21 protein-coding genes and 3 pseudogenes are annotated in these 25,478 nt (G+C 42.1%); 7 read left to right on the forward strand and 17 right to left on the reverse strand.

The genetic code is table 11. From position 1 onward, the window contains the following. Window positions 1–1,821 (reverse strand): sporulation histidine kinase KinA, encoded by a 1,821-nt coding sequence (gene kinA, locus MTN95_RS02960; RefSeq protein ID WP_044156088.1) that lies wholly within the window; start codon window positions 1,819–1,821, stop codon window positions 1–3. A 162-nt stretch (window positions 1,822–1,983) separates the two neighbouring features. Then, the gene (locus MTN95_RS02965; protein WP_142367350.1) at window positions 1,984–4,101 is read right to left on the reverse strand and encodes a peptidoglycan D,D-transpeptidase FtsI family protein; all 2,118 of its coding nucleotides are present in this window, start codon (window positions 4,099–4,101) and stop codon (window positions 1,984–1,986) included. 338 nt (window positions 4,102–4,439) lie between these two features. Between MTN95_RS02965 and MTN95_RS02970 the strand changes: the two genes are divergently transcribed. The 3 genes and pseudogenes from MTN95_RS02970 to MTN95_RS02985 all read left to right on the forward strand — a co-directional run bounded on the left by MTN95_RS02970 (window position 4,440) and on the right by MTN95_RS02985 (window position 6,590). Next, a complete protein-coding gene (locus MTN95_RS02970) occupies window positions 4,440–5,216 on the forward strand; it encodes a CAP domain-containing protein (protein WP_029441230.1) in 777 nt (258 codons plus the stop codon). 115 nt (window positions 5,217–5,331) lie between these two features. Next, window positions 5,332–6,006, forward strand: a pseudogene (locus MTN95_RS21630) (transposase); the annotation flags it as partial. A 188-nt stretch (window positions 6,007–6,194) separates the two neighbouring features. After that, window positions 6,195–6,590 (forward strand): hypothetical protein, encoded by a 396-nt coding sequence (locus tag MTN95_RS02985; protein WP_101865211.1) that lies wholly within the window; start codon window positions 6,195–6,197, stop codon window positions 6,588–6,590. Between the two features lie 469 nt (window positions 6,591–7,059). On the opposite strand, the pseudogene MTN95_RS02990 reads toward MTN95_RS02985, so the two are convergent. Together MTN95_RS02990 and MTN95_RS02995 are read right to left on the reverse strand one after the other, a co-directional pair. Continuing rightward, window positions 7,060–7,623 (reverse strand): annotated as a pseudogene (locus MTN95_RS02990) (ATP-dependent Clp protease proteolytic subunit). A gap of 477 nt (window positions 7,624–8,100) precedes the next feature. After that, a pseudogene (locus tag MTN95_RS02995) lies at window positions 8,101–8,933 on the reverse strand (transposase); the annotation flags it as partial. Window positions 8,934–8,946: 13 nt separating this feature from the next. Here MTN95_RS02995 and MTN95_RS03000 point away from each other — a divergent pair. Next, a complete protein-coding gene (locus MTN95_RS03000; protein ID WP_445817418.1) occupies window positions 8,947–9,051 on the forward strand; it encodes a hypothetical protein in 105 nt (34 codons plus the stop codon). Window positions 9,052–9,059: 8 nt separating this feature from the next. On the opposite strand, the gene MTN95_RS03005 is transcribed toward MTN95_RS03000, so the two are convergent. From MTN95_RS03005 to MTN95_RS03015, 3 genes are all read right to left on the reverse strand, one after another. After that, window positions 9,060–9,236, reverse strand: a complete 177-nt coding sequence (locus MTN95_RS03005) for a transposase (protein ID WP_396022359.1) — start codon at window positions 9,234–9,236, stop codon at window positions 9,060–9,062. 205 nt (window positions 9,237–9,441) lie between these two features. After that, a complete protein-coding gene (locus MTN95_RS03010) occupies window positions 9,442–10,308 on the reverse strand; it encodes an NAD(P)-dependent oxidoreductase (protein WP_248336885.1) in 867 nt (288 codons plus the stop codon). A gap of 136 nt (window positions 10,309–10,444) precedes the next feature. Continuing rightward, window positions 10,445–12,412 (reverse strand): methyl-accepting chemotaxis protein, encoded by a 1,968-nt coding sequence (locus MTN95_RS03015; protein WP_202853419.1) that lies wholly within the window; start codon window positions 12,410–12,412, stop codon window positions 10,445–10,447. A 157-nt stretch (window positions 12,413–12,569) separates the two neighbouring features. Here MTN95_RS03015 and MTN95_RS03020 point away from each other — a divergent pair, with 157 nt between their 5' ends. Beyond that, window positions 12,570–13,271: a GNAT family N-acetyltransferase gene (locus MTN95_RS03020; protein WP_105955559.1), complete on the forward strand. Its 702-nt coding sequence runs from the start codon at window positions 12,570–12,572 to the stop codon at window positions 13,269–13,271. On the opposite strand, the gene splB is transcribed toward MTN95_RS03020, so the two are convergent. The 7 genes from splB to MTN95_RS03055 all read right to left on the reverse strand — a co-directional run bounded on the left by splB (window position 13,264) and on the right by MTN95_RS03055 (window position 21,001). Further along, on the reverse strand, window positions 13,264–14,292 hold the full coding sequence (gene splB, locus MTN95_RS03025; protein ID WP_024121198.1) for a spore photoproduct lyase: 1,029 nt from the start codon (window positions 14,290–14,292) through the stop codon (window positions 13,264–13,266). The genes MTN95_RS03020 and splB overlap by 8 nt on opposite strands. Before the next feature lie 77 nt (window positions 14,293–14,369). Further along, window positions 14,370–14,609 carry a splAB operon transcriptional regulator SplA gene (gene splA / locus MTN95_RS03030; RefSeq protein WP_248336887.1) on the reverse strand — a complete coding sequence of 80 codons (240 nt, stop codon included), beginning with the start codon at window positions 14,607–14,609 and terminating at the stop codon, window positions 14,370–14,372. A gap of 90 nt (window positions 14,610–14,699) precedes the next feature. Continuing rightward, window positions 14,700–16,412 (reverse strand): phosphoenolpyruvate--protein phosphotransferase, encoded by a 1,713-nt coding sequence (gene ptsP, locus MTN95_RS03035; protein ID WP_059292877.1) that lies wholly within the window; start codon window positions 16,410–16,412, stop codon window positions 14,700–14,702. Further along, complete coding sequence (locus MTN95_RS03040) at window positions 16,412–16,678, reverse strand: phosphocarrier protein HPr (protein ID WP_010334034.1); 267 nt, start codon at window positions 16,676–16,678, stop codon at window positions 16,412–16,414. Before MTN95_RS03040 ends, ptsP begins: the two co-directional genes overlap by 1 nt. A gap of 98 nt (window positions 16,679–16,776) precedes the next feature. Next, complete coding sequence (ptsG, locus tag MTN95_RS03045; protein WP_044156106.1) at window positions 16,777–18,876, reverse strand: PTS glucose transporter subunit IIABC; 2,100 nt, start codon at window positions 18,874–18,876, stop codon at window positions 16,777–16,779. A gap of 231 nt (window positions 18,877–19,107) precedes the next feature. Continuing rightward, complete coding sequence (gene glcT, locus MTN95_RS03050) at window positions 19,108–19,974, reverse strand: glucose PTS transporter transcription antiterminator GlcT (RefSeq protein ID WP_248336889.1); 867 nt, start codon at window positions 19,972–19,974, stop codon at window positions 19,108–19,110. A gap of 61 nt (window positions 19,975–20,035) precedes the next feature. After that, window positions 20,036–21,001 carry a LacI family DNA-binding transcriptional regulator gene (locus MTN95_RS03055; protein WP_101865214.1) on the reverse strand — a complete coding sequence of 322 codons (966 nt, stop codon included), beginning with the start codon at window positions 20,999–21,001 and terminating at the stop codon, window positions 20,036–20,038. Between the two features lie 106 nt (window positions 21,002–21,107). Here MTN95_RS03055 and MTN95_RS21490 point away from each other — a divergent pair, with 106 nt between their 5' ends. Further along, a complete protein-coding gene (locus MTN95_RS21490) occupies window positions 21,108–21,233 on the forward strand; it encodes a hypothetical protein (protein WP_010334030.1) in 126 nt (41 codons plus the stop codon). 53 nt (window positions 21,234–21,286) lie between these two features. Here the strand turns inward: MTN95_RS21490 and MTN95_RS03060 are convergent, their stop codons facing one another. Then, on the reverse strand, window positions 21,287–22,381 hold the full coding sequence (locus tag MTN95_RS03060; RefSeq protein ID WP_248336892.1) for a M24 family metallopeptidase: 1,095 nt from the start codon (window positions 22,379–22,381) through the stop codon (window positions 21,287–21,289). Window positions 22,382–22,544: 163 nt separating this feature from the next. Between MTN95_RS03060 and MTN95_RS03065 the strand changes: the two genes are divergently transcribed. Further along, window positions 22,545–22,760, forward strand: a complete 216-nt coding sequence (locus MTN95_RS03065) for a hypothetical protein (protein ID WP_044156111.1) — start codon at window positions 22,545–22,547, stop codon at window positions 22,758–22,760. A 31-nt stretch (window positions 22,761–22,791) separates the two neighbouring features. Here the strand turns inward: MTN95_RS03065 and MTN95_RS03070 are convergent, their stop codons facing one another. Next, window positions 22,792–24,705 (reverse strand): heavy metal translocating P-type ATPase, encoded by a 1,914-nt coding sequence (locus MTN95_RS03070; RefSeq protein WP_202853421.1) that lies wholly within the window; start codon window positions 24,703–24,705, stop codon window positions 22,792–22,794. Window positions 24,706–24,943: 238 nt separating this feature from the next. Then, window positions 24,944–25,444: an endospore biogenesis thiol-disulfide oxidoreductase StoA gene (gene stoA, locus MTN95_RS03075; RefSeq protein ID WP_202853749.1), complete on the reverse strand. Its 501-nt coding sequence runs from the start codon at window positions 25,442–25,444 to the stop codon at window positions 24,944–24,946. Window positions 25,445–25,478: the final 34 nt, after the last annotated feature.

Below are 25,478 nucleotides of genomic sequence, written 5' to 3' on the forward strand. Positions count from 1 at the left end.
TTATTTTTTTGGAAATGAGATTTTAAACGCTGTGCCTTTATCCGGCTGGCTGTCTACATGGATAACGCCTTGATGATTCTCAATGATATTAAATGTTACCATCAGCCCGAGCCCTGTTCCCTTTTCTTTTGTCGTTAAAAATGGTTCTCCAATACGGTTGAGCACCTTTTCAGGTATGCCCTCCCCTTCGTCCTTGACGGTAACATGAACAGAATGCTTATCCTCTGTTACGATAATGTCTACAGTGCCTCCGTCAGGCATAGATTCTACTGCATTTTTTATTAAATTAATGAATACCTGCTTCAGCTGATTTTGGTCCCCGTTTATATAAATGCTGTCTTTCTCATAACGGGTTCTGATGAAAATCCCGTTTAAATTCGCCTGGGTTTCCAGCAGCGCAGAGACTTCACCGATTAGTTTTTTCAAGTTCAAATGCTCTTTCACGGCATTCTGCTGGGGCTTTGCCAGCATCAGCAGTTCACTGAGTATTAATTCAATTCGGCTGAGCTCAGAGAATACAATGTCAAAATAATGTTCATTTCCTTCCATCGTCGGTTTCATCAGCTGTAAAAACCCTTTGATCGCGGTCAGCGGATTGCGGATCTCATGCGCGATTCCCGCTGCGAGCTGTCCCGCGATAGATAACTTTTCTGATTTAAGCATGAGTTCCTCTGTTTGTTTTCTCTCAGAAATATCACGCAGAATGACTTGGACAGCCGCTTCACCGAAAAAGGTCGTCGGAATGCAGACCATCTCCGTGTAGATGACCCTGTTCTGAAAGGTAAACCATGATTGCTTAACGATTTCCGATTCTGTTTTTTGCTCGGCAATATTTTGGATTCTCTCTTTCACGTCCTCATGATCGCATGGGTGAAGCTGATCGTATATATTTTTGCCGATTAAATCCTCATAGGTCGCCGCTTCAAACAGCGAAATTCCCGACTCATTCATAAACACCCATTTCCCATTATGAATCACAGCAATAGTATCGATTGAATTTTGAATCAGCAGCTGATATCGTTCACGGCTTTTTTGCAGGATGGTTTGGAATTTTTTCCTTGAAGAGATATCGATTAGCAGAAGCAGTTCAGCCTGCTGGTTTTTGTAGACGGTCGGGGACGCTTTCACTTCTAAATGAACAGGTGTGCCATCAAGCCTTTTCCACGTCTGTTCAATCATTCCGACTTCCATTCCTTTTTGCATTCGTATAATTCTGTTTTTCACGATATCATGATACTCTTCCTCAATAAATTCATAGGACCATTTGCCAATAACAGCATCCTTGCTTTTTGCTCCCAGCATGGAAAGCATTGCGCTGTTCACATAGACGATTTTGCCGCTGACACTGATGCATAGCGGGCTTGGAAGATTTTCAACTAGCCGCTCATAATCATCCGTTATATATGTAGTTGATTCCGGGTTCGCAGGCTCAATTTCATGTTTTTCGCAGCTAAGAGGCTGATGCCCGGACTCTTCTTCGAGAATCTTCATTTTCAAAATGATTTCCCGTTCCGTCCGCTCAGCTCTCGTCGTCACAATTTCTACTGCAGCCTCCACCCATACAATCGTATGATCTTTTTTAATGAAACGAAAGGTGCACGGCATCAGATGATGTTCATTATAAAAATAGCTTTCAACTAAAAATTGGTCTTCCTCATGCAGAAATGTCTTGAGGAATGATCCGATCATTTCTCCCTGGAGATAACCCAGATACAGTTTGGAGTTGGCTGATATATAAATGATGCGCCCATTAGAAGCCAAGACTGCATGAATATCGGTTTTCGTTTGAAATGGCTTAACATACTGCGTATCCTGTTCCACAGAATCCCTCCTTTGCATGATCATCATGTTCGACATTTACAGATTGACTTTTACCTAGTATGATTCGCTAGAAAATGAGTATTCTCCTTCTATTCTTATAGTGATCTCTAATTTTTGAGTAAAAGAAAGGGCACACAATCTGTCAGATGTGCACCCTGTTTTTTATTTTTCGCTATTTTTCTTTTCGAGCTCTGCGTAAGCGTGTATGGCTCTTTTGGCGATTAACTTATTGATCGGATCGTGATCGTTTGCTACTGAAGGTACAACCACACTAAATGCAACTTTTGGATTTTTCGATGGGTAATAGCCGACAAATGTTAGATTGTATGGGCTTTTTCCCCACCAATTTTGATTTGTGCCATAGTAAAATGTTTCCGCTGTTCCCGTTTTTCCAGACACGTCTTCTGTAAAAGTATTTTTAGCGGTCCCCGAAGTTGTAACTAATTTCATTCCAGTTTTTACTTGCTGAATATCACTTTCCGTATTATTGATTTTATTCAGGATGTTGGGCTTTCTTTGCTCAATTGTTTTTCCAAGCTCCTCTTCACTGCTGGGTTTATGGATACTTGTGACGATTCTAGGCTGTATGCGGTATCCGCCATTTGCGATTGCCGAAATGTACTGCGCCATCTGAAGCGGTGTATATGTATCATATTGACCAATTGCCAAGTCTAAAATTAAGCCCCCTACAACATCAGGTGTCGTTTGCATTCCTGCAGATTCCTGCGGCAGGTCAACACCAGTCTTGACTCCAAGGCCAAACTGGCTGTAGTAATTTCTCATTTTGAGCAGATCCTTCTGATCAGCAGGAAGCGGTCCATGCGGCTTATACGTTACCCCAGCAATATGCATAGCAACATTAAACATATAAACGTTTGAGCTTTTTTGCAAAGCCGTTAATTCATTGATGGTTCCCATATTTGTGTAAGATTTTTTTATGAGGTTCCTTCCTAAATACATCGGCGCATCATGGAAATATTTATAATGCGGAATCCCATCCTGATAGCCCGCGAGAACGGTTGCGCCCTTTACTGCTGATCCCATTTCATATTGGGTTGTAAAAGCACCGATCGCATAATCTTGAATCTTATTTGTTTCTAAATCTATCTTTTTTCCTGCCATCGACAGAATATCGCCGTTATTCGGATCCATCATCACAACAAAGGCCCGGTCAAGCATATAGTTTCCGCGTGCGCGGCTATTTCTCACTTCTTCTTCCACAATCTTTTCTACCTTTGCCTGCAGCTCCATGTCAAATGAAAGACGAAGATCATAGCCCCGGCTGCCTTTGTCGATTGTTTTCTGGCTGACGACATTTCCTTTATTGTCTTCCACGTATTCCACTTTTTCTTTATGAGAATTTAAATAGTCCTCATATTGATACTCCAAATAACTTTTGCCTACTCTGTCATTACTCGCATAGCCTCTCGTAACATAAAAGTCTTTCCGGTCGCTGAGCAGCCCTTGATCAGGTGTTGTGACACCTCCAAAAACGGAATAAAGTGTTTTGTCATAAGGGTATTTTCGTGTCCAATCGTTTACGACATCTATCCCCGGCAGCTCTTCTAAATGCTCAGACACAATAGAAATTTCATCATATGTTAAATCACTTTTCGGTCTTTGCGAGGAGTTTTTCTTTTCATCAAGCAATGATCCGCTTTTGCCGTTGCCGTTGCTGTCATTTGGGTCCATCGCTTTTACAATCTGAGGTTCATACGCATTCCCGCTTGAAAATCTTGTGTATATGGCCGCGGTTTGCATAGCTTCGTCATCCCGCTGAATGGCCTTCAATTCTTTAGCCGGGACGCGTTCCACTTGAAGCTTGTAAGCCTGTGTCCCCTTCAGATTGCTTTCAGATTCCTTTAACAGGCGGGCGGCTTTTTTCGGATGAGAAGCGAGCCAGTAATCACGTAAATCTCTATCCTTTAAAAATTCGGTATCAATATCGATCAAAGCGGCAAGCCGTTTAGCTGTTTTGATTTTGTCCTTTGTTTTTGTGCTTGATGTTGAGACATACACAATTTCCGGAACGCTCTGGTTATCAACAGCCACTTTCTCGTTTCTGTCATACATCTTTCCCCGAGGCGCTGGATAATACGCTGTTTTCGCATTAGCTTTCTCAGCGTTTTCTTCATGCTGTTCGCCTTCGACAATTTGAACAACGCCAAGCTTAAAGATTAATGCAGTAAATAGAACAAAGACCGCTAGGAAATACAGATTCATTCTGATTGCTCTGCTTCCTTTTCGCTTTTTCTTTGGTTCACGTCCTATTTCAGTCACTTCTGGTTACCCCTCTCAAATCATTCAATATATTTACATATACTGTTTTTAATTGTAACACCTTTGTAATAGTTGTTACAGCGAAAAGGGATAAAAAAAGTTGTCAATAATGAAATACATTAAAATATAACTAACGATTCAAAAAATAGGAAGCTATGTAACTGTGAGATAAAGTCACTACATACGCATGACTCGCTTGTCATCAGCGGTTCAGTGCGTTTTGATTACAAAAATGACAATCATCATTTGTCAAAGGAAAGTGATGGATTCTTTATGACAAAAAAGCTATGTTATGATTTTTTTGTAGAAAACAAACAACTCTAGGAGGTTACGAACTAATGAAAAAAGCATTTATTTTATCTGCTGCCGCTGCGGTTGGATTATTCACATTCGGAGGCGTACAGCAAGCATCAGCGAAAGAACTCTCCTGCCAGCCTGTGGTAACGGTCAAAACGGGGAACACAGTGCAAAACCTTACGCTTAAGGATGTAGTGAAAAAGCTACATATTAAAACAAATATAAAAACACTAAACGCGGCGAATGAAAAAGAGCTTGAGCAGCTCCTTCAAAAGCATGCGAAACAATCCAACATGAAGATTCAGGATGTTCAAAAACCGGAAGCAGTAAAGCCAGCTCAAAAGGCTCCTGAAAAAGCCGCTGATCAAAGCACTGCTGCTAAAGCACCGGCTACTGCTGAAAAAACAAGCAATAATACAACAACAGCTGCACCTTCATCTGTAAGTGCATATGAGAAAAAAGTTGTTGAGCTGACAAATGCTGAAAGACAAAAACAAGGTTTAAAACCGCTTCAAATTGATGAAACATTAAGCAAATCTGCACGTGCAAAATCACAGGATATGAAAGACAAAAACTATTTTGATCACCAAAGCCCAACTTACGGCTCACCGTTTGATATGATGAAATCTTTCGGAATCAGCTACAAAACAGCTGGTGAAAACATTGCTAAAGGACAAAAAACACCTGAAGAAGTAGTAAAAGCTTGGATGAACAGTGAGGGCCACAGAAAAAACATTCTTAACCCTAACTTTACACACATCGGTGTCGGTTATGTTGAATCCGGCAGCTACTGGACACAGCAATTCATCGGAAAATAATAAAAAAGAGATTGCCTGTTTTGGACAGGCAATCTCTTTTTTATTATTTTCCCTTAAAATATCCATTCTCCTGTAATAAAATAAAAGAAAGACTAAAACGGACAGTGTCTTTCTCATGTTCCACACAAGAAATTCTTCTCAAAACACAGCCGAATTTGTTCTTCTCGACCAACTTTTCGAAGAGGATCATCTGCTTCGAAAAATTGATAAACACATAGACTTCTCTTTCATCATTGAAAAGGTGAAACACTACTACAGCGAAAACAAACCAGAAGGTTTTTTCTATTTAGATCACCGCACAACAGATATGAAATACAACATTATCACAAGATACCTATGTCACACCTGGAAATGTCCATGATTCTGTGCCTTATCTTGACCGATTAGACCACCAAATCGCACGATTTGGGTTTCAAGTAGAAGCCGTCGCCCTTGATTCCGGATATTTAACGACTCCGATCTGTAAAGGATTATCTGACCGTCATATCTTTGGTGTCATCGCACATAGGCGTTACCATCCTGCCAGAGGCTTATTTCCAAAATGGAAATTTCATTACGACAGTGAACAAGACAGATATATTTGTCAGAACCAGCAAACCCTTACATACTTAACAACTGACCGAAAAGGCTACCCATCATATAAATCAAATCCTGAAATATGTTCCTTCTGCCCGCTGCTTGAGAACTGCACAAATCAAAGAACCATCAGAAAGTTATTACTCGGCATGTATGGGAAGACCATAAAGAAAAGGTCAGACAAAATCGCTTGTTTGTTTCAGGAAAAAACCTCCTGTTGAAAAAATGGCTGAGACGGCGCAAAAAGTGCTGAAAACCAGTGAACCCGGAGACGGCAAAATCTTTATTTAATACTTTTTATAACAAAAAAGTAGAATTTACCTATTTTTTCGTTGAATACTTCTTCAAAATTTATTAATATAGTAAATAGGTTTCTAAATAAAGGAAGAAAGGAAGTTTAAATTGAAAAAAATTGTAATGACACTATTCATAGCTGCTCTTTTGACATTAGGGATTTTCTCAAACAGTTCAGAAGCGTTAGCCATGACTTCAAAAGGAGCAATTAAATTTCAAACAGATGCCAATACTTACTCAAAACACGCTACTTCTATTGTCGTAACAGGTACTATGTCCGGAAGGCATGCTGAGCTAAACAACGGTGTTGTAGTTGCTCTTATAAATAAAAAAGGAAAATTAGTAAAAAGAATAGATGTTGATCGCCGTAATATTCGCAGTTTTAGAGTAAGCTTTTCAACAAAAAATATTCCAGCAGGCAAGTATGATGTGCTGGTATCAACGACTTGGGGACATCAAACCTTTACAGGAGAACTGAAGCACTATATTACTGTACAACATTAAAATTCATATTATTACGTTGATTTCATCTGGAATTCTCAAAAACAGCATGTAATGATGAAATCTCTGAATCGAGGATGTTTTCGTAAATCTCTTAGATTTTTACGATACATCCTCTTTTATTTTCAGTTTTGCTAGAAGGCTAATCTGTAGAGTTTCAATTTCGGATGCCAAATTATTAGGTTTTAATTGCGGGAATACGAACTCGATTTTTTGCTATGTTTGGGTTACTCGAATTCATAGTTTGAATCAAACATGATAAATCCTACTGTAGTAAAGTTGTATTAATCCTAATGATTATTCGGCAATCCCCCTTTTGATTTATAATAGACAGTCTGCATCAAATAAACGAGGGGAATTTTCAAAATTATTCACAGTAGAACATTATAAATGGATACACGTTAATACATTATCCTGCCAAGTTCCTGTCTTCATTAAAGGCCCTAAGAATACAAGGTTTGCAGATCATTGTTTACAAAACACCATCAACAATACCGTAAGCCTTCGCTTCCTCGACATCCATAAAATAGTCGCGTTCCATGTCTTCTTTTAGTTTTTCCAGCGGCTGACCCGTCCGTTCATGGAAAAATTGCTAGATTTTGTCCTTCAGCTTAATGATCCGTCTCGCAAAAATCTCCATGTCCATCGCCTGTCCTTTGACACCGCCAAGCGGCTGGTGAATCATGATTTCGCTGTTTTTAAAGGCAAACCTCTTTCCTTTCGTTCCGCCCGCGAGAATGATCACTCCCATCGAATCCTCCATCCCGACGCAGATTATGCGAATATCCAGTTTTACATATTCCATCGTATCTAAGATTGCATATCCGGCAGAGGTTGATCCACCCGGACTGTTGATATAGACCGAAATGTCCTTTTCATTGTCTTCTGCTGACAAAAATAGCAATTGGGCGGTTATACGGTTAGCGAGATCGTCCGTAAATTCAGAGCCGATCATTATGATACGGTCTTTCAAAAGCCGTGGAAAAATATCGTAGGATCTTTCTCCTGCCGCTTTTTTTTCAATTACATAAGGAATTGGTGTTCATACCTTTTAACCTCCTAATGCTTATGCAGGACGGCTGTGAAGCGCTCGAAAGCGAGCTCCGTTTCGCGTATTCAAACAGGCGGTCCGGATCATGCAGTACAATCGCGTCGATCAAAAGGCTGGCGTGTCCTGAGCCGCTCTCGAGTTGGTCACCTTGAAACAAGAGTTAGCTAAAAACTATCAAATATTTGAAACCCCTGAACAAGAGTCATTTGAGTTTACTTATTTTTTCCCCGAACAAGAAGAACAGCTCAAAAAAGAAGCTCTCTTTTTAACATTGGGTTCCGAAGCTATCATTGAAGCGGTTAGACAAAAATGCGGGAATTTACAAGTGCTAACTCACCAGACAGAAGATTGCCCCGTCGGGCAATCTCAGACCGTTGACAAAACAGGTCGGATCTCTATGATCCGACCTGTTTTTATCCAATTTATTCTATTTTTCCGTCGAATAGGCTGGCGTATTGGTCCTTTCCAAGTCCAATTCGCCAGTTTTTTAGATTCATGGCAACAAAAACAAGCATCGCCTGCATGGACAATTTTTTCTTTCCCCGCAGGGTTGTCCAGCGCCGACCATGCTTGTGCTTTAAATCCGCAAAAATCCGTTCGATCGTTTCTTTGCGTTTGGCATAGATTTGCCTATTCTCGTCCGTGTGCCGCAAATGATCGACCTCATCTAAATGATCTTGCCAAAGATGCCGATTAATTATTTTTTGGTGATTTCGACTTTCCATACATTGATTCAGTAATGGGCAGTTCACATCGTTTTGGATCTGACGCATATACCCGGTAGCCTTCTCGGTTGGTTGTGCGATAAGTCAGAACGTGGTTTTCAGGACAAATGTAAGCATCGTAGTATTCATCGTAGACATATTCGTGTTTTCTCAGAATCCTTTTTTCGTTTGCGGTCGGGTGTAGGGCATGACAGGGCGAACATTTTCATCACTTAGAAACTTCGCGATAAATGGTGTCTTATATCCAGCATCAACTGCGACTGTATCAGGCTTGGCAACACGTTCTTTTATTTGTTGGAACAAAGGCGCAAACACTTGACTGTCATGAATATTCGTCGGCTCAACAACCGTCCCCAATACAAACCCGTTCCGATCACAAGCTGTATGAAAACCATAAGCAAAAAGGCGTTCCCGTTCACCCTTCACAAAATATCCGCTTTCAGGGTCTGTCGTACTTTCTTTTATTTCTCGTTTCTCTGAGCATGTTCTGGGCTTCAAAGGTTTTTTACCGTTCGCTTCACGATTGGCGTTAATTTCTTGATCTAGCAGCCCCTGATAAGCCCTCGTTTCTTTTCGTTGGTTTATTGGATGTGGATTCTCTGAAAAAATCCCTAATTTTTCAACCTTCAGTAAAAACTATGAACGTCGTTTTCATGACACCGATCTATTTGAAACCATCTTTTATTAAATCTTGCGTCAAGCCACATCGGTTTCAATTTGCTTAATGGTTTCGCGCATGGAGCGATGGCCAAACACGTATTGAATCAGGACTATTTTGATCAATACGACAGGATCAATGCTTGGACGTCCTTTTGAAGAATAAAGAGGGGTAACTTTACCATAAATAAACGAAAAATCCATGGCTTCTTCCATCTTCCTGACCAAATGATCTTCAGGGACAAGTTCACTTAAGGTAACGACTTCGGAGCTGTTCACGCTGATCTTTTGAGTGCTTGGACAACATGGTAAAACCTCCAAAAACTAGATTCATTTACATTTTAACAAAAAAAGCTTGTCGATGAAGCCACTTTTTGTGACTTTGTCGACAAGCTGAGATTGCCCCGTCGGGCAATCTTTTTTATTTCACCCAAAGCTTATAAATGCTTTGAGTCCCGCTGTTTTCTTCCCCTTGTTCCGGAAGCTTGTCGTATAATGATTTGGCCAGCGTCAATCCGGGCATCTCTTCTCCCATGAGCTCTGCTTCTTCAAGAGCAATTCCCATGTCTTTAATAAAGTGTTTAACGTAGAAGCCGGGTGCGAAATCACCTTTCAGCATACGCGGGGCGAGATTTGACAATGACCAGCTTCCTGCCGCTCCAGTTGTAATGCTCTTCAGGACATTTTCCGGCTGAAGGCCTGATTTTTGGGCATAAGCCATCGCTTCGGCTACACCGATCATACCTGCTGCAATCGCGATTTGATTACACATCTTTGTGTGCTGTCCGCTTCCTGCCGGCCCTTGATATTGAATATTCTCTCCCATTAAAGTGAAGATGGGCAGGCAAGCTTCAAACGCTTCTTTTTCTCCTCCAACCATAATCGCCAGTGTTCCGTTTTGTGCGCCAATGTCACCTCCTGAAACAGGTGCGTCTAAGGCAAATAATAATTTTTCTTTGGCTGTCTCCGCAATTTTTTTGGCTAACGACGGTTTGGAAGTCGTCATATCAATGAGATACGCGCCTTTTTTAGCATGTTCAATAATTCCGCTGCTGCCGAAATACACTTCTTCTACATCACTGGGATAGCCTACCATTGTAATAATGATATCCGCTTCTTTCGATAGTTCTTTTACAGTGTCTTTCCACACCGCGCCTTTTTCCAGTATGCTGTCCGCTTTTGCTTTTGTCCGGGTATACACCAATACGTGATGTCCATCTTTAAGGATATGTGAAGCCATACTGTTTCCCATTACTCCAAGACCGATAAAACCGACTGTTTTTTTCAAGTAAATTCCCCCAGACGTTAATTTCATTTAGTTAAAATTTATCATTTTCTAGACTACCATATCTAGTAATCATATAGTAGAGTCTAAAAAATAAAAAAACCCAAAACTTGAAAAAGTCCTGGGTATCCAATGTTGATTATAATGTAAATTTAGCAATAGCGTTCATAAGCTCTTGGCTTGCATGTTTTAATGTATCAGTTGAGTGTTTGACTTTCTCAAGCGTGATCAGCTGTTCATCGGTTGAGGCGTTGACTTCCTCCGCTGCAGCAGCCGATTCCTGTGATATAGCTGAGATACTTTGAATCGCTTCAGAAATGGCAAGCTGTTCTTCACTCATTCTTTGTATTTCTTCGTAAATTTGATCAATACCTTGAACAAGTGACTGCATTTCCGCGGTGATGGTGTTTAATACTTCGCCAGTCTCATGAATTGCGCTGTTTTGTTCATCATTCATTTTACTTGCTTCGACCATTGCATGGGAAGCCTCTTTTGTTTCAAGCTGAATCAACTTCACTGTCTCACTGATATGCTTGGTGGAAAGCGCTGACTGCTCGGCAAGCTTCCGCACCTCTTCAGCCACGACTGCAAATCCGCGTCCGCTTTCACCGGCTCTGGCTGCTTCAATACTCGCATTTAAGGCAAGTAAATTGGTTTGATCCGAAATATTTGAAATCGCAGTAACCACTTCTTCAATATTCTTCGTTTGATTTTCCAAATCCAGCAACATCGTTTCGACTTTCTTTGTTTCCGTATTGGCTTCGTTTGATTTCATCAGCAGCTGGCCGAGCGCGTCAAGCCCTTTATAGCTTGCATCCTCTGAGGATTTTGAACGTGCTTTCATGCCGCCTGCCTGATCAGCTATCCGTCTGATTTTAGCAGACAGGTTTTCTGATTTTTCGTTAATGGTCTCAACTTCTGAAGCCTGTTCCGTTGCCCCTGCTGCCACTTCTTCGATCGCTTTTGCAATTTGTCCGCTCGTTTCATTGGTTTCAGCGGAGATAGCTGTTAATTGTTCAGAGGTGTCAGACACTTTTCCTGAAGAATGTCTGACTTGTTCCACCATTTCCTTCATGTTTTCAACCATCTGATTAAAGTCTCTTGTTAACATGCCGACTTCATCCTTGGTCTTTGACTCTGCATGCACTGTCAAATCGCCTGCAGAGACGGCCTTTGTTTTTGCAATCAGCTGCTGGATCGGCCCGGTTATTGTTTTGGCGAGGAAGTAGCTGAGAATAATCGTCACCGCCAGCGCGATGAGTGAGATGAAAAGGTTCGCCCGATTCATTTTATCTGAAATCCACATTAATTTATTTGTGTCAAATTGTGTTCCGACTTTCCATCCCGTTTCTCCAACCGTTTGATACACAATCATTTTTCCCTTTGCATCTTGTATCCCGTTTTTGTCAGATGCAATGGTTTTTAATGTTTGGTCCTTGGAGATATTTTTTCCTTGGTTTGACGGATGTGCTAAAAGATTGCCGCTTGCATCAGCTAAAAAAGCAAAGCCATTGTATGGCACCTTTTGCTTATTTACCATGGTCTGGATGGAAGAAAGTTTCAGATCATAACTGGCAACGCCTATCACCTTCTGCCCGTCAAGAATTGCTTTTGAGGCTGTGACGATCATTTCTCCCGTCACGACATCTTTATAGGGTTCCGTCCAGACGACTTTATCCGGTGTTTCAGCCGCGCGCATATACCATGGTCTAGAAACCGGATCATAATCTTCTGCAAATTCTGCTTTCGGATATGTAAACATTTCTTTTTTTGCGGTGCCTATATAGGCCATCGCCACATAATCATCGTTTTCTTTAATTTGTTTAATGTCATTATTAAACAGCCTGGCAGCTTCTTTACTTGAGTTTGTCACAAACGCACGTGTTAATTCTCCATTTGCCAATCTTAACAGCGAGATGTCATAACTCTTTAATTGCAGTTCGATATTTTGTTCAAGCGAGTTTGTTACGTTTTGTGTCGTGTTTTTCCCATCCTCTGTAATCATCGGTTTTAACGTCAGGTAAGAAGAAAGCATCAAAAGAACAACTGTGACGATTAACATGATAGAAACGAAAACAGCAATCTTCATGTGAAGTTTTTTAAACAAACCAATCCCCTCCTATTTTCTATATCGGCCTTTTCACCCAAAAAATGAATAATCATAAAATAAATTATATTGAAATCACAAGATATTTACTGAAAATTCTAACTGGCTGTGTTTCAGCAGTTTGGATTACGATATAATAAACAGCACAAGGAGAGTGATTGTCATTTTTAAACAGATGTATGTCCATAATGGCATTAAATTTGAGCGGCTGACGATCAGAAATTATTTGAGAACAGACATAGAGGGCTTGCTTTCTCTTCAGAAAGAGTGTTTTCCCCCTCCATTTCCGCAGGAATTGCTATGGTCAGAAGAACAGCTCGCCAGCCATATCAACACCTTTCCGGAAGGCGCCTTATGCGCGCTGGTTAATGGTGAGATCGTCGGTTCGGTGACTTCTCTTATCGTGCATTTTGATCCCAATGCTCCCGAGCATACATGGGCGGAGACAACAGATAACGGCTATATTACATGTCATGATCCGCAGGCAAATACGTTATATGTAGTGGATATTTCGGTTTCACCGCATTACCGGAAGCTTGGAATAGGAAAATGGCTGATGAATACGATGTATGAATTAGCGGTTGAAAAGCGAATGGAACGGTTACTCGGCGGCGGACGTATTCCTTTTTATCATAAGTACGCACATGAGATCAGTGCTTCACAATATGTAGAGGATGTTATAGAAGGAAAAAAGAAAGATCCTGTACTGTCATTTCTCCTCCATTGCGGCCGTTCACCGCTCTGCATCGTCAGTAATTATTTGGACGATGAAGAATCCTTGAATTACGGGGTGTTGATGGAGTGGAAAAATCCCTTTTATGAAAAAACGAGCTGTAAAGCTGACAGCCCGTTTACGTGAAATATTCAATTTTTGCATTAGGAAAATACGTATCGATATAAGATTCAAGCGTTTCCCGAAGCACATGCTCTTCATCTTTCTGATAAATATATTTTCCGATCCCGTAGCGTCCCCATTTATAGCGCCGCTTTTCTTCATCTAACTCCAGCTTTGTTTTTGGATAATTCTTCTCAATGACTCGTTTCGCCGGCTTCGTAAATCGATGCTGAATCAATTCAAAGGTAATATCATGTCTGACATCCTGCGGCAAAGCGGCATCAAGTTTTTCAAACAGATGCCTGTATCCTTCCTCCCAGCCTTCATGGATGTAAATCGGCGCAACAATAAAGCCTAACGGGTAGCCTGCTTTCGCTACTTTTACAGCCGCTTCAATCCGTTTATCGAGAGGAGAGGTTCCCGGCTCAAAATTCTTAATCACATAGTCAGCATTTATGCTGAATCTGAATCTTGTTTTCCCGTTATGTTTCGCATCCAAAAGGTGATCAACATGGTGAAACTTCGTGACAAATCTGAGCTTGCCAAGCTCACTCTGTCCAAAATGTTCAATGGCGTGCTTGAGCGTATGTGTCAAATGGTCGATGCCCACAATATCTGAGGTACATGAAGCTTCAAACCTTGTAAACTCCGGTGCACGTTCTTTCATATACTGATCCGCCTGGTCCAAGATTTCTTCGACATTTACATAGGTTCTGATATAGGGTTTTGTTCCCATTGTGGTTTGTAAATAGCAGTAATGGCAATGCCCCATACAGCCTGTCGCAAACGGGATCGCATATTCAGCTGACGGTTTTGAAGAATCAAACTTTAATGTTTTTCGGACGCCGATTACTAAAGTTGATTTTGCATTACGGTATTGCTGAAGATGGTTTTTACCAGGAATATTGCGCACTTGGTTATGGGACGTCGTTTCTCTGATTTCGATGCCCATTTTTTCAAATTTATCATGTAATTCCTGTGCCAATGGATATTCCATTGCTCTCGGTTCAATATAAACGAGCTGCGGAACAAATGGGTTCTGCATGGTGCCACATCCTTTTCCTTTTCTACCGTTACTTTTCTCATAAGGCGGAAAGGATATGAGTTGTAATGTTTTCCTTGTTACTCGTACGGATCGATATCAAATAATTCTTTGTAAAGCGTTTTTGCTTCTTCATAGCTTGCAAAAACAGCATCATCCTCAGCAAACGGATGATAGGTTTCAAATATAAACAGGGAAAGCTCACCCTCATGGTATGGGTGATACACAATTTCAGCTTCTTTTATATGAGCAACATTGGCGGCGTGCGGATTTCTGTAGATGACGTAGACTGTATCTCCTGCGTTAAATTCGTTTGACATTCTATCCCTCCTAGCCATGTTATTGTGCCCCGCTGCATCCCTGATTATGAAAAAAACCAGACAGGCCGGAGGCCGTCTGGTTTTTGTGAATTACTTGAATGTTTCTTTTACGAACGCGACAACTTCTTCTGTCGTGCTCATAGATAAGATTTTCTCTTTGAATGACTCAGCTTCTTGTTTAGACAATTTGCTGATTTGTGTTCTTGCCGGAAGGATAGAAGTTGCGCTCATTGAGAACTCATCTAAGCCTAAGCCAAGAAGAATCGGAATCGCAATTTCGTCCCCTGCCATTTCTCCGCACATGCCGACCCATTTTCCTTCTTTATGTGCCGCTTCAATTACAAGTGTAATTAAGCGAAGGATTGCAGGGTTGTATGGCTGATACAGGTAAGATACACGTTCATTCATACGGTCAGCTGCCATTGTGTATTGGATCAAATCATTTGTTCCGATACTGAAGAAGTCAACTTCTTTAGCAAACTGATCAGCGATAACTGCAGTTGACGGAATCTCAACCATCATACCGACTTCGATGTCGTCAGATACAGTTTGTCCCGCTTTGACAAGCTTTTCTTTCTCTTCAAGAAGGATCGCTTTCGCTTCTTTGAATTCGTTAACTGTCGCAATCATAGGGAACATGATTTTCAAGTTTCCGTATGTACTTGCACGAAGCAGCGCGCGAAGCTGTGTTCTGAAGATTTCTTGCTCTTCAAGGCAAAGACGAATCGCTCTGTAGCCCAAGAACGGGTTCATTTCTTTAGGAAGCTGTAGGTAAGGAAGCTCTTTGTCTCCGCCGATATCAAGTGTCCGAACGACAACTGATTTTCCTTCCATACGCTCAAGAACCGTTTTGTAAGCGTCAAACTGCTCATCTTCTGTAGGCAGCTGATCTCTTCCCATGTAAAGGAATTCTGTACGGTAAAGACCAACTGCTTCTCCGCCGTTTTCAAGAACACCCTTCACATCATCAGGAGTACCGATATTCGCTGCAAGCTCTACATGATGACCGTCTTTTGATACAGTCGGTTCATTGACCAGCTTCGCCCACTCAGCTTTTTGAGCTAAATAAGCGTTATGTTTTTCTTCATACTCTTTTACAGTTTCCGCAGAAGGATCGATAATGACATCGCCATTAATACCGTCAACGATAACAGTCACGCCGTTTTGGATCGTGCCTGTAGCCGCTTTCGTTCCGACAACTGCAGGAATCTCAAGAGAACGCGCCATGATGGCAGAGTGAGATGTGCGTCCGCCGATATCAGTTGTGAATCCTTTTACGAACTCACGGTTTAATTGAGCCGTGTCAGACGGTGTTAAGTCTTCAGCTACAATAATAACTTCTTCTGAAATCATGCTTGGGTTTGGAATTTCAACGCCAAGCAGGTGGCCCGTTACGCGTTTTGTTACGTCGCGGATATCTGCCGCACGCTCTTTCATGTATTCATTATCCATAGATTCAAACATGGTAACGAACATAGAAGACGTTTCTTTTAGAGCGAATTCAGCGTTTACAGAATCAGAGCTGATTTTTTCTTTCACAGGATTCAGAAGCTCAGGGTCACTGAGAACTAAAAGGTGAGCAGAAAAAATATCAGCTTTATCCTGACCCAGTTCTTTCAAAGCATGCTCTTTGATTTTTTCGAGCTCTTCTTTAGAACGTGCAATCGCTTCATCAAAACGGCTTACTTCCGCTTCAGAATCAGAGATGTTTTTCTTTTCAACCGTTAAATCTGGCTCTTCAAGCCGGTACGCTTTTGCAATCGCGATGCCGGCTGAAGCACCAATCCCTTTTAATTCTTGCATTACTCGCCGAGTCCTTCGCTTTTCATTGTTTCTTCTAAAGCGTTAAGAGCATCGTTTTCGTCAGCGCCAGCAGCAGAAATTGTGATTTCAGCGCCTTTAGCGATTCCAAGAGACATAACACCCATGATTGATTTAAGGTTTACAGTTTTGCCGTTATATTCCAAATTAACATCAGCGTCGTATTTGCTTGCAGTTTGTACAAGAACTGTTGCAGGACGAGCGTGAATTCCAGAATCTGCAGTTACTTTGAATGTTTTTTGTGCCATTTTTATCATTCTCCTTTTAACTTAAAGCTATATTACTTCACAATATTATATCATACAGCCGTACTTGTCATCTGACAAGCACAGCGTACTATATACCCTTATTTTTCAATCTTCACAATGTCTTCTTGCTCTCTGTTAACTGATCCGCTTGCCTTAATGCTGACTGTTTCTCCTTCAGCAAGGTTCGTAAATACGATCGGTGTCATCAGAGACGGTACATTCGGTTTTACTGCGTCCAAATCAACTTCAAGAAGCTTTTGTCCAGGCTCAACGCGGTCCCCTTCTGATACGAAAGACGTAAACCCTTCGCCCTTGAGGCTGACCGTATCAATGCCGAAGTGGATCAAAATTTCTTTTCCACCGTCGGATTGCAGGCCGATTGCATGTTTTGTCGGGAACACATTTAATATTTTTCCTCGCACAGGAGAAACGACGATGCCTTCAGAAGGAAGGATCGCAAAGCCGTCACCCATCATTTTTCCTGAGAAGACTTGGTCAGGAACATCAGTAATCGGGTGAATTTCTCCAGCAATCGGAGAAACAAAGACTTCCTCGCCAATTTCATTTTGCAGCGGTTCTGCAATGACTTCCTCAACCTGCTGCCCTACTTCTTCCTCAGCGGATGTTTTCGGTTCAGGTCTTGGTTTGCGTCCCGCGATGATGTCCTGCATTTGTGTTTTTAATCCGTCAGAACGCGGTCCGAAAATCGCCTGAATATTGTTGCCCACTTCCAGAACCCCGGAGGCGCCAAGCTGCTTCAGACGGTCTTTATCAACCTTTTTCTGATCGTTTACTGTCACACGCAGACGAGTGATACAAGCATCAAGGTGTTTGATGTTTTCCTGGTCACCCATTGCCTGCAGGATCTCGTAAGGAAGGTCGCCTGCTTCTCCTGTTTTCCCAGATGCTGCTGTTTCAGCTGAAGCATCCTCACGGCCTGGTGTTTTCAGATTAAATTTGCGGATCGCAAATCGGAATCCGAAGTAGTAAATAAGCGCAATCCCTAAACCAACAGGGATGACAAGCCACCATGCCGTCCGGTTCGGTAAAATGCCGAAAAGGAAGTAGTCAATTAAACCGCCGGAGAATGTCATACCAATCTTAACATTCAACAGCTGCATGACCATGAATGAAAGCCCTGCAAACAAACAGTGAATCGCAAACAGGACAGGGGCAACGAATAGGAATGAGAATTCCAATGGCTCTGTGATCCCTGTCAAGAAGGATGTCAGTGCTGCTGAACCCATAATACCTGCAACAAGTTTTTTGTTTTGCGGTTTTGCTTCATGATAAATCGCAAGTGCCGCAGCAGGAAGACCAAACATCATAAATGGATATTTACCTGTCATAAACGTACCTGCTGTTAATTGTACACCGTCTTTAATCTGCGCCATAAAGATGCGCTGATCCCCGCGGATGATCTCTCCGGCTGCACTTTTGTAGCTGAAGAATTCATACCAGAACGGCGAGTAGAAAATATGATGCAGACCAAATGGAATAAGCGAACGTTCAATGACCCCGAAGATAAATGCAGCAAGGGTTGGATTCGCTTCCACTAATCCAGTTGAAAAGGCATTCAATCCATGCTGGATCGGAGGCCAGATCACTAACATAATAAGACCCAGAATCAGTGCGGAAATTGACGTAATAATCGGTACGAAACGTTTACCCGCAAAGAAACCAAGATATTGCGGCAATTCAATTGTATAAAATTTGTTAAACAACAATGCCGCCAGCACACCGACGATAATACCGCCGAATACCCCTGTCGCCAAGGTAGGTATGCCGAGCATGTTTACATATGCCGGGTGGTTTTCCGTGAAGAACTTGGCTCTTTCGATTGAATCGGAAGGAATGGTTCCGTTTGCAAGAAGAACCGCACTCATGGATACATTCATCACCAGATAACCGATAATTGCTGCTATCCCGGCAACTCCATCTCCGTTGGCAAGCCCGATGGCTACACCTACTGCGAAAAGAAGCGGAAGGTTATCGAAAACAATCTGCCCAGCGCTTTCCATCACACCCGCTACGAGCTGAACATTGTCATTGCTTAGGAAATGCAGGACTTGAATCATGTCCTTGTTTTGCATTGCATTCCCGATCGCAAGCAAAATACCCGCCGCAGGAAGAATCGCAACTGGAAGCATAAGCGCACGCCCGATTTTTTGGAGAACGCCGAATAATGCTTTAAACATAAGAATTGACCTCCTCTTTTTACTAGTCTGACCTTACAGCTAAAAATCATGACAACGAATTCACAGGCGTAAGTCTTCCAGTTTAACCGTTTACATTTGCCCTTTTACACAACAAAAAAGGCATGAGCAAAATAGGGTGCGCAAAAGAACGAGAATGACCTTCCCGTTTTTTCCCCTCAATCACTCATGCCTGATCGGATCAGTAACACGTTTTTAAAGGATAAACTGAATTTATGAAATTTTATTGGTTAATCGGTACAGATGAAGCGTGAGATAAACCGCTTCCGCCTCATGAACTGGTTTCTTCAATGTTTGCTGCAAGATTTTAATCAATTTCCAAGCTGTATTGTAGCATAGCGGATATTCATTTTTCAATAACAACATTAATTTTTCTGGTTCTTTAGTCGGTTCCTCTTTTTTAATTCTTTCTATCGTAAATCTGATGTGCCGGATAAGCCGTAAATAGTTGACGCTTTCCTTATTTACTTTCATTTGAAACGAGTCTTCAATCACCTCGACAAGCTGCGCCATCAGCTGAGAATGCTTATTGACTTCAGACAGCGGGCGATTCGTCAGGGCTGAATGAATATGCAAGGCGATAAAACCGATCTCCCCTTCCGGAAGGCAGATACCTGCTTTTTCATTGATCATATCAATGACTTCTTTGGCAATCTGATATTCATCCGGATAAAGTGACTGCGTCTCCATTAAAAAAGGATTTTTCATATCAAAGCCCTGCTGCTGCCTTTTGATTGCAAATGCAATATGGTCAGTCAGTGCGATATGAATATGTTCATTTAGTGAGCGGTTTGTCCGATTGCTGATGTGGTATATGACATCGTTTGAAATATCAACGAGCTTTTCATCAACATAGTCGAGGAGCTTTTTAAACTGCTTCTGTTCCTTTTCGTCCTTTAAAATGAACATTTTATCGTACCCTTTATCTTCAATCACATCATCTTGTTTTTTTCCGAAACCAATTCCTTTTCCGATCAAAACTACTTCACTGTAGTTATGATGAGAAGCAATTAATACGTTATTATTCAGTACCTTTTTCACTGTAAAGGACCCATTCACGATCCTCAGCTCCTTTGTCATTCAATACCTCATATCGTACATAACGAACGGAATGCGCGTCAAACCTTTTTTCATGCTTTCACTAAACAGTCGATCTTTCAATGAGACGGTAATCAAGAACTCTGCTTTCAATCGGCTGACCTTGAATCCTTTTTTCCAGCATGGCAAACGCCTGCTTGCCCATTTCCTTCGCTTGAATATCAATGGTTGATATCCCAAGCAATTGGCTGATTTCATGGTTATCAAAGCTTAAGATCGCAAGTTCATCCGGAACAGACACTTTCTGAGCTTTCGCTTCGAGTAAAAGCCCTGCCGATACCTGGTCATTCGCGACAAAAATAGCCGTCGGCCTTTCTCTCCAGTTGTTCCATTTATGAAAAAGCGCTTTTCCATCGTTCATTGTAATCGCTTTCTCAATCACCCATTCTTCATTGAATGTTTCTCCGATCTCTTCCAATGCTTCTTTATATGCTTTGATGCGAAAATGACTGTTCATGCCTTTTTTTCTCGCTAAGCAAATCGCTATTTTTTTGTGCCCTTTGGCGATTAAATAGTCGAGTCCGTCCCGGAAGGCAGCTTGATGAGGAATGCTGATTGTGGAAAACCCGCCCTTGTTTGAATTCTGACAAAGCAATATCGGCCCTTCCCACTCCTTGAGCTTGTCATCAGACAGCGCCTTCGAGCAAAAAATCAAACCGTCAACCTGGCGCTGTTTTAATTGGGACAGCGCAAAGATTTCTTTCTTCACGTCATAATTTGTCTGGAATAAAGAGAGGTGAATGCCTGATTCTGCGGCAGCGTCTGAGATTCCCGCCATCAGTTCCGCAAAATAAGGAAGGCCGATCGTCGGCATCACAACACCGATCATGTTTGAAAACCCCTTCGACAAATGAACAGCGTGGACATTTCTTGTGTACTCCAACACTTCCATTGCTTCAAGCACTCTTTTTCTTTTCTCTTCACTTACATAAGGATGATTGTTTATGACTCTGGAAACCGTCGTAACGGAGACACCAGCTTTGTCTGCAATGTCTTTAATATTAGCCATAAAATCCCTTCTTTCTGATTTCCCTTGATCTGGAATGCGTTTCATACAATACGATAAGAACGTACCGACAGATTAGATGTTTTTTTGCTGAAAGGAGAAGATATAAATGGGTTTCTTCATTTTAATTGGATTATGTCTGGCCGTTCTGGGCGGAAGCTGCCTGGCCGTAAGACCGCTCAATCAAAAACATGAAGTGAAACCATTTCGGACGTTTGATGATTTTTTTATTTAAAACAGATAAAAAAGGACGATGTCGAGAACAAAGTCCTTTTTTATCTCTGCCTGTTACGGCAATATCGTTAATTCCTTCGGATATTGAGTTAGCGCAACCGCTCCGTCTTTTGTTACGTGAACGTCATCTTCAATGCGTACGCCGCCAACATCCGGCACATAAATGCCCGGTTCGATTGTGTAAACCATTCCTTCCTGCAGCAGCGTGTCATTGGCTTTGCTCATCGACGGGTACTCATGCACTGAAATGCCGAGACCATGGCCCAGCCGGTGAGGGAAATATTCTCCGTATCCGGCTTTTTCAATGATTCCGCGGGCAGTTAAGTCCAGATCTCCGATTCTCACGCCTGGTTTGCTTGCTTCTATCGCGGCTTTTTCCGCTTGGAGCACCGTCTCATAAATTTCTTCCTGCTTCGGATTGATGGTTTTGTAAGCAAAGGTTCGCGTGATATCAGAGCAATAGCCGTCCATAATAACACCCAGGTCAAACAAGACAAAATCGCCTTTCTTTAATGTGGCTGTTCCCGGATTTCCGTGAGGCTGACCTGATTTTTTCCCGAATAGCACCATTGTCGAGAAAGACATGCCCTGAATTCCTTTTTTCTTCAGCTCATACTCAATCTGAGCGAGAACTTCCACCTCACTGATGCCTTCACGCAAAGCAGCTGTCCCGACTTCAACACCAAAATCGGCAAGCTTCGCCGCCTCTTTCAGCAATTTAATTTCATGCTCCTCTTTAATCAGACGAAACTGGTTAAGTGTTTCTTCTGCTGATACAAATTGAGCCCCTCCAGCTGAATGCTTCAGTTGTTCGGCACACGAAAGCGAGATTGAATCCTTTTCTACGGCAAGCGTATGTATGCTGACATTTCGTTTTTTGAGTGCTTTTTCAATGAGCTCCCATGGATTTTCGTGATCGGCATAGCCAATAATTTCGTGATTCCATCCGGCATTTCGGGCCTGGTCTGCCTCCATTCCCGGACAAACGAAAAATGGCTCCTCCTCTTGAAAGATAAACAAACCCATTACACGTTCATGCGGCTCTGTATAAAAACCGGTTAAGTAAAATACATTTTCTTTCGTATGAATAAATGCGGTAGTATGCCCCGCTTCCTTCAGCCATGAAGAGACGCGTTGTATTCTATTCATTTCTTGTTCCTCCCTGCCTTTTGCCATGCATTGTTCTTTATATATTGTAACAGGTTTTACGGGTGTTTGCCTTTCACGGCGACTTTCCGTTTTCCATCATTTTATTTCCTGCCGGTCATCTTGTATACTGAGAGGAGAGTTAAATCGCAGGGAGTTGTTCCGTTTGCTGATGAATTTTTTCAGACGTAAGGCAGTTGTTCTATTAACAGTTGCGGGAATTTCCGCTCCTTTTGTCGGTATGAAGCTGGTGGATTTTTATTATTACAGCTCTATCATAGGCTGTGCAGCCGGCTTCCTTTGCTGCATCCTGGCTCTCATCATTGTGATGAAAAGGCCGGATCAAGAGAAAAAGCAAAGGAAGGTAAAACTTGATCCATAAAAAAACAGCAGCCCATTTGGACCGCTGTTTTTTATTTTAAAAGCCTTAAACCGTTTAGAATCACCAAGATCGTACTTCCTTCGTGGCCTATAACGCCAAACGGCAATTCCATCACCTGTAAAAAGTTTGCGCAAATAAGCAGGCAAATGACCGCGAGAGAAAATACGATATTCTGCTTTACAATCCTGTTCATTTTCCGTGATAAACGGCACATTTTTACGAGTTTTTTCAAATCGTTTTGCATGAGCACCATATCAGCAGTTTCAAGGGCCACGTCTGTTCCGCCGCCCATTGCAATGCCGACATCCGCCGCTTTTAGTGCCGGCGCATCGTTGATTCCGTCTCCGACCATTGCAATCGTCCCGAATTCTTCTTTTAATCGTTTCACTTCATTTACTTTTTGGTCAGGCAGACATTCTGCTGCAACTGTTGTCATTCCCGCTTCCTTCGCTATCGCTTGAGCCGTGTCCTCGTGATCTCCCGTCAGCATGGCCGTTTTAACCCCCAGACGGCTCAGTTCATCCATGACTTCTTTTGCTTCAGGTCTGATTTGATCTTTCAAAGCGATACAGCCGGCAATTTGATCTTCCTTTTTCACAAACACTATGGTTTGGCCGTTTTGAATGATATCTGATGCAGATTGTTTCAAAAATTGTGCTGACAATTCTTCCCCAATAAATCCTGCCTTTCCGACTTTCCATTTGGCACCCGCCACTTCAGCCATTACACCAAAGCCTGACGTTTCTTCGATTGATATGTAGCCGGACTTGTTGATGCCGCGGCTTTCAGCGTAGCCGGCAATGGCTTGCGCGAGCGGATGGCTGGACTGCTTCTCAATCGCATAGACAGCTTCAAGCACTTCTGTTTCTTCATACCCTTCCGCCAGTCTGACCGTCTCAACCGCAGGCTGGCCTTTTGTTACAGTCCCCGTTTTGTCAAAAGCGATCATTTGCACAGATCCCAGCTGTTCAAGAAATACACTTCCTTTCACTAGCATGCCATTGCGGGCGCCATTTGAAATCAAGGACAGCGCTGCCGGCATGATGGACGCGACAAGTGCGCAAGGTGACGCCACCACCATAAATACCATCGCGCGATAAAAGGTTTCACTCCAGCTCCAGCCAAGTGCAAAGTGCGGCACAAACAACAGCAGCCCCACCACGATCAGAACGCCTTTTACATATGCATTTTCAAATCGTTCGATAAAAGCTTGCGCAGGTGACACACTGTTTTGCGCAGATTCCACCAACTTGATAATCTTTCGGAACAAAGAATCTTCACTTGCTTTTGTAACACGGACGGTCAAGGAGCCGTTTCGATTAACAGTTCCCGTATACACAGCGTCGCCGGTGTTTTTTTCTACGGGCATCGATTCGCCCGTTAACGCTGACTCGTCAAGGCTTGTAGAACCAGATTCAATGATTCCGTCAGCTGCCACCCGTTCTCCAGGTTTGATAACAATCGTATCACCAGCCTTTATATCTGCAACCGATACTCTTTTGGTTTCACCGTTTACAATCAGCGTTGCTTCTTCAGGTTCAAGCTTCATTAAAGAAGTTAAATCCCTGCTGCTTTTATTCATCGTGTATGTTTCTAAAGCTCCGCTTAAGGAAAAAATAAAGATTAAAACAGCACCCTCTGCCCAGTACCCAATCAACGCGGAACCCACGGCAGCGAAAATCATTAAAAGCTCAACATTCAGCGTTTTGGATTCGAGCGTTTCTTCGATTCCTTCTTTCGCTTTAGCAAATCCGCCGATGACAAAGGCCAGCAAATATAGCGTTACCGATAACAACTGATGTGAGGAAAGGAGCCAGCCTGCTAAAATAAGAGCACCTGACACAAGGGCTGCGATAAGCTCCGCATGCTGGGTCCAGCTTTTTTCTGGCTGTTCTGTCTTTATTGGCTGATGCTGATCATGTTGAAGCATCACTTGTTCATTCATATCGAATTCTCCTCCCTAATTGAGAACGCAAATCATCTTCATTTCTCTTATAAAAAACAAAACCGCCGCCCAGAAGGCAGCTTCATCGTTGGTTATTTCATGATGTCTTTCTTAATTATAGCATGCAGAAAAAGAATTTCAATTATAATTATTTTAATTTCTTTTTGATAATAATTATCATTAATATCTGTTCACCTTTCATTATATGACAAAAAAGCTGAAAGGCTACGCTCTCAGCTTATTCTTTCGTCCATTCTTTCAATTGTTCAGCCGTCATCGGCCCCACTTTTGTTTCTTCTATTTCACCCTTTTCATTCAGCAAAAACGAGGTGGGAATCGTTATAATATGATATTCCTTCATTAAATCCCCTTTTGTGTCGAGAACAATCGGAAAGGTCAGATGGTTTGCTTTGATAAAGTCTTCAACGACTTGCTGATTTTGTTCTGAATTCACTAAATTGACCGTTACCAGCTTCACACTGTCAGATCGATGAGCCTCGTAAAATGATTGGAACTGAGGAAGTTCCTTTTTGCAGGGCGGACACCATGAAGTCCAAAAATGCAGGATCGTTTTCTGTCCTTTATTTGGGATGGAGATATCCTCCCCTTCTATCGTTTTCATGAGGAAAACCGCAGGAACAGCAGGCTGTTTAGTGGCAGCCTGTGCCGATAGAGGCATCCATGAAATCATAGCAAATAAGATCAGGCAAATAGCGAGGGGCAAGCGTTTTGTCAACATGGAATCTTCCTTTCATGCTTTTCAAATAGCTTGC

The sequence above is a fragment of the Bacillus sp. 2CMS4F genome (assembly GCF_023161785.1).
GTDB lineage: Bacteria > Bacillota > Bacilli > Bacillales > Bacillaceae > Bacillus > Bacillus halotolerans.

What these genes read in the sequence shown, in the direction of transcription:
- MTN95_RS02970 (WP_029441230.1), top strand. Translation starts at nt 4,440, where the DNA reads ATGAAAAAAGCATTTATTTTATCTGCTGCCGCTGCGGTTGGATTATTC.
- MTN95_RS03005 (WP_396022359.1), bottom strand. Translation starts at nt 9,236, where the DNA reads ATGGAAGAAGCCATGGATTTTTCGTTTATTTATGGTAAAGTTACCCCT.
- splB (WP_024121198.1), bottom strand. Translation starts at nt 14,292, where the DNA reads ATGCAGAACCCATTTGTTCCGCAGCTCGTTTATATTGAACCGAGAGCA.
- splA (WP_248336887.1), bottom strand. Translation starts at nt 14,609, where the DNA reads ATGTCAAACGAATTTAACGCAGGAGATACAGTCTACGTCATCTACAGA.
- ptsP (WP_059292877.1), bottom strand. Translation starts at nt 16,412, where the DNA reads ATGCAAGAATTAAAAGGGATTGGTGCTTCAGCCGGCATCGCGATTGCA.
- MTN95_RS03040 (WP_010334034.1), bottom strand. Translation starts at nt 16,678, where the DNA reads ATGGCACAAAAAACATTCAAAGTAACTGCAGATTCTGGAATTCACGCT.
- ptsG (WP_044156106.1), bottom strand. Translation starts at nt 18,876, where the DNA reads ATGTTTAAAGCATTATTCGGCGTTCTCCAAAAAATCGGGCGTGCGCTT.
- glcT (WP_248336889.1), bottom strand. Translation starts at nt 19,974, where the DNA reads ATGACAAAGGAGCTGAGGATCGTGAATGGGTCCTTTACAGTGAAAAAG.
- MTN95_RS03055 (WP_101865214.1), bottom strand. Translation starts at nt 21,001, where the DNA reads ATGGCTAATATTAAAGACATTGCAGACAAAGCTGGTGTCTCCGTTACG.
- MTN95_RS21490 (WP_010334030.1), top strand. Translation starts at nt 21,108, where the DNA reads ATGGGTTTCTTCATTTTAATTGGATTATGTCTGGCCGTTCTGGGCGGA.
- MTN95_RS03060 (WP_248336892.1), bottom strand. Translation starts at nt 22,381, where the DNA reads ATGAATAGAATACAACGCGTCTCTTCATGGCTGAAGGAAGCGGGGCAT.
- MTN95_RS03070 (WP_202853421.1), bottom strand. Translation starts at nt 24,705, where the DNA reads ATGAATGAACAAGTGATGCTTCAACATGATCAGCATCAGCCAATAAAG.
- stoA (WP_202853749.1), bottom strand. Translation starts at nt 25,444, where the DNA reads ATGTTGACAAAACGCTTGCCCCTCGCTATTTGCCTGATCTTATTTGCT.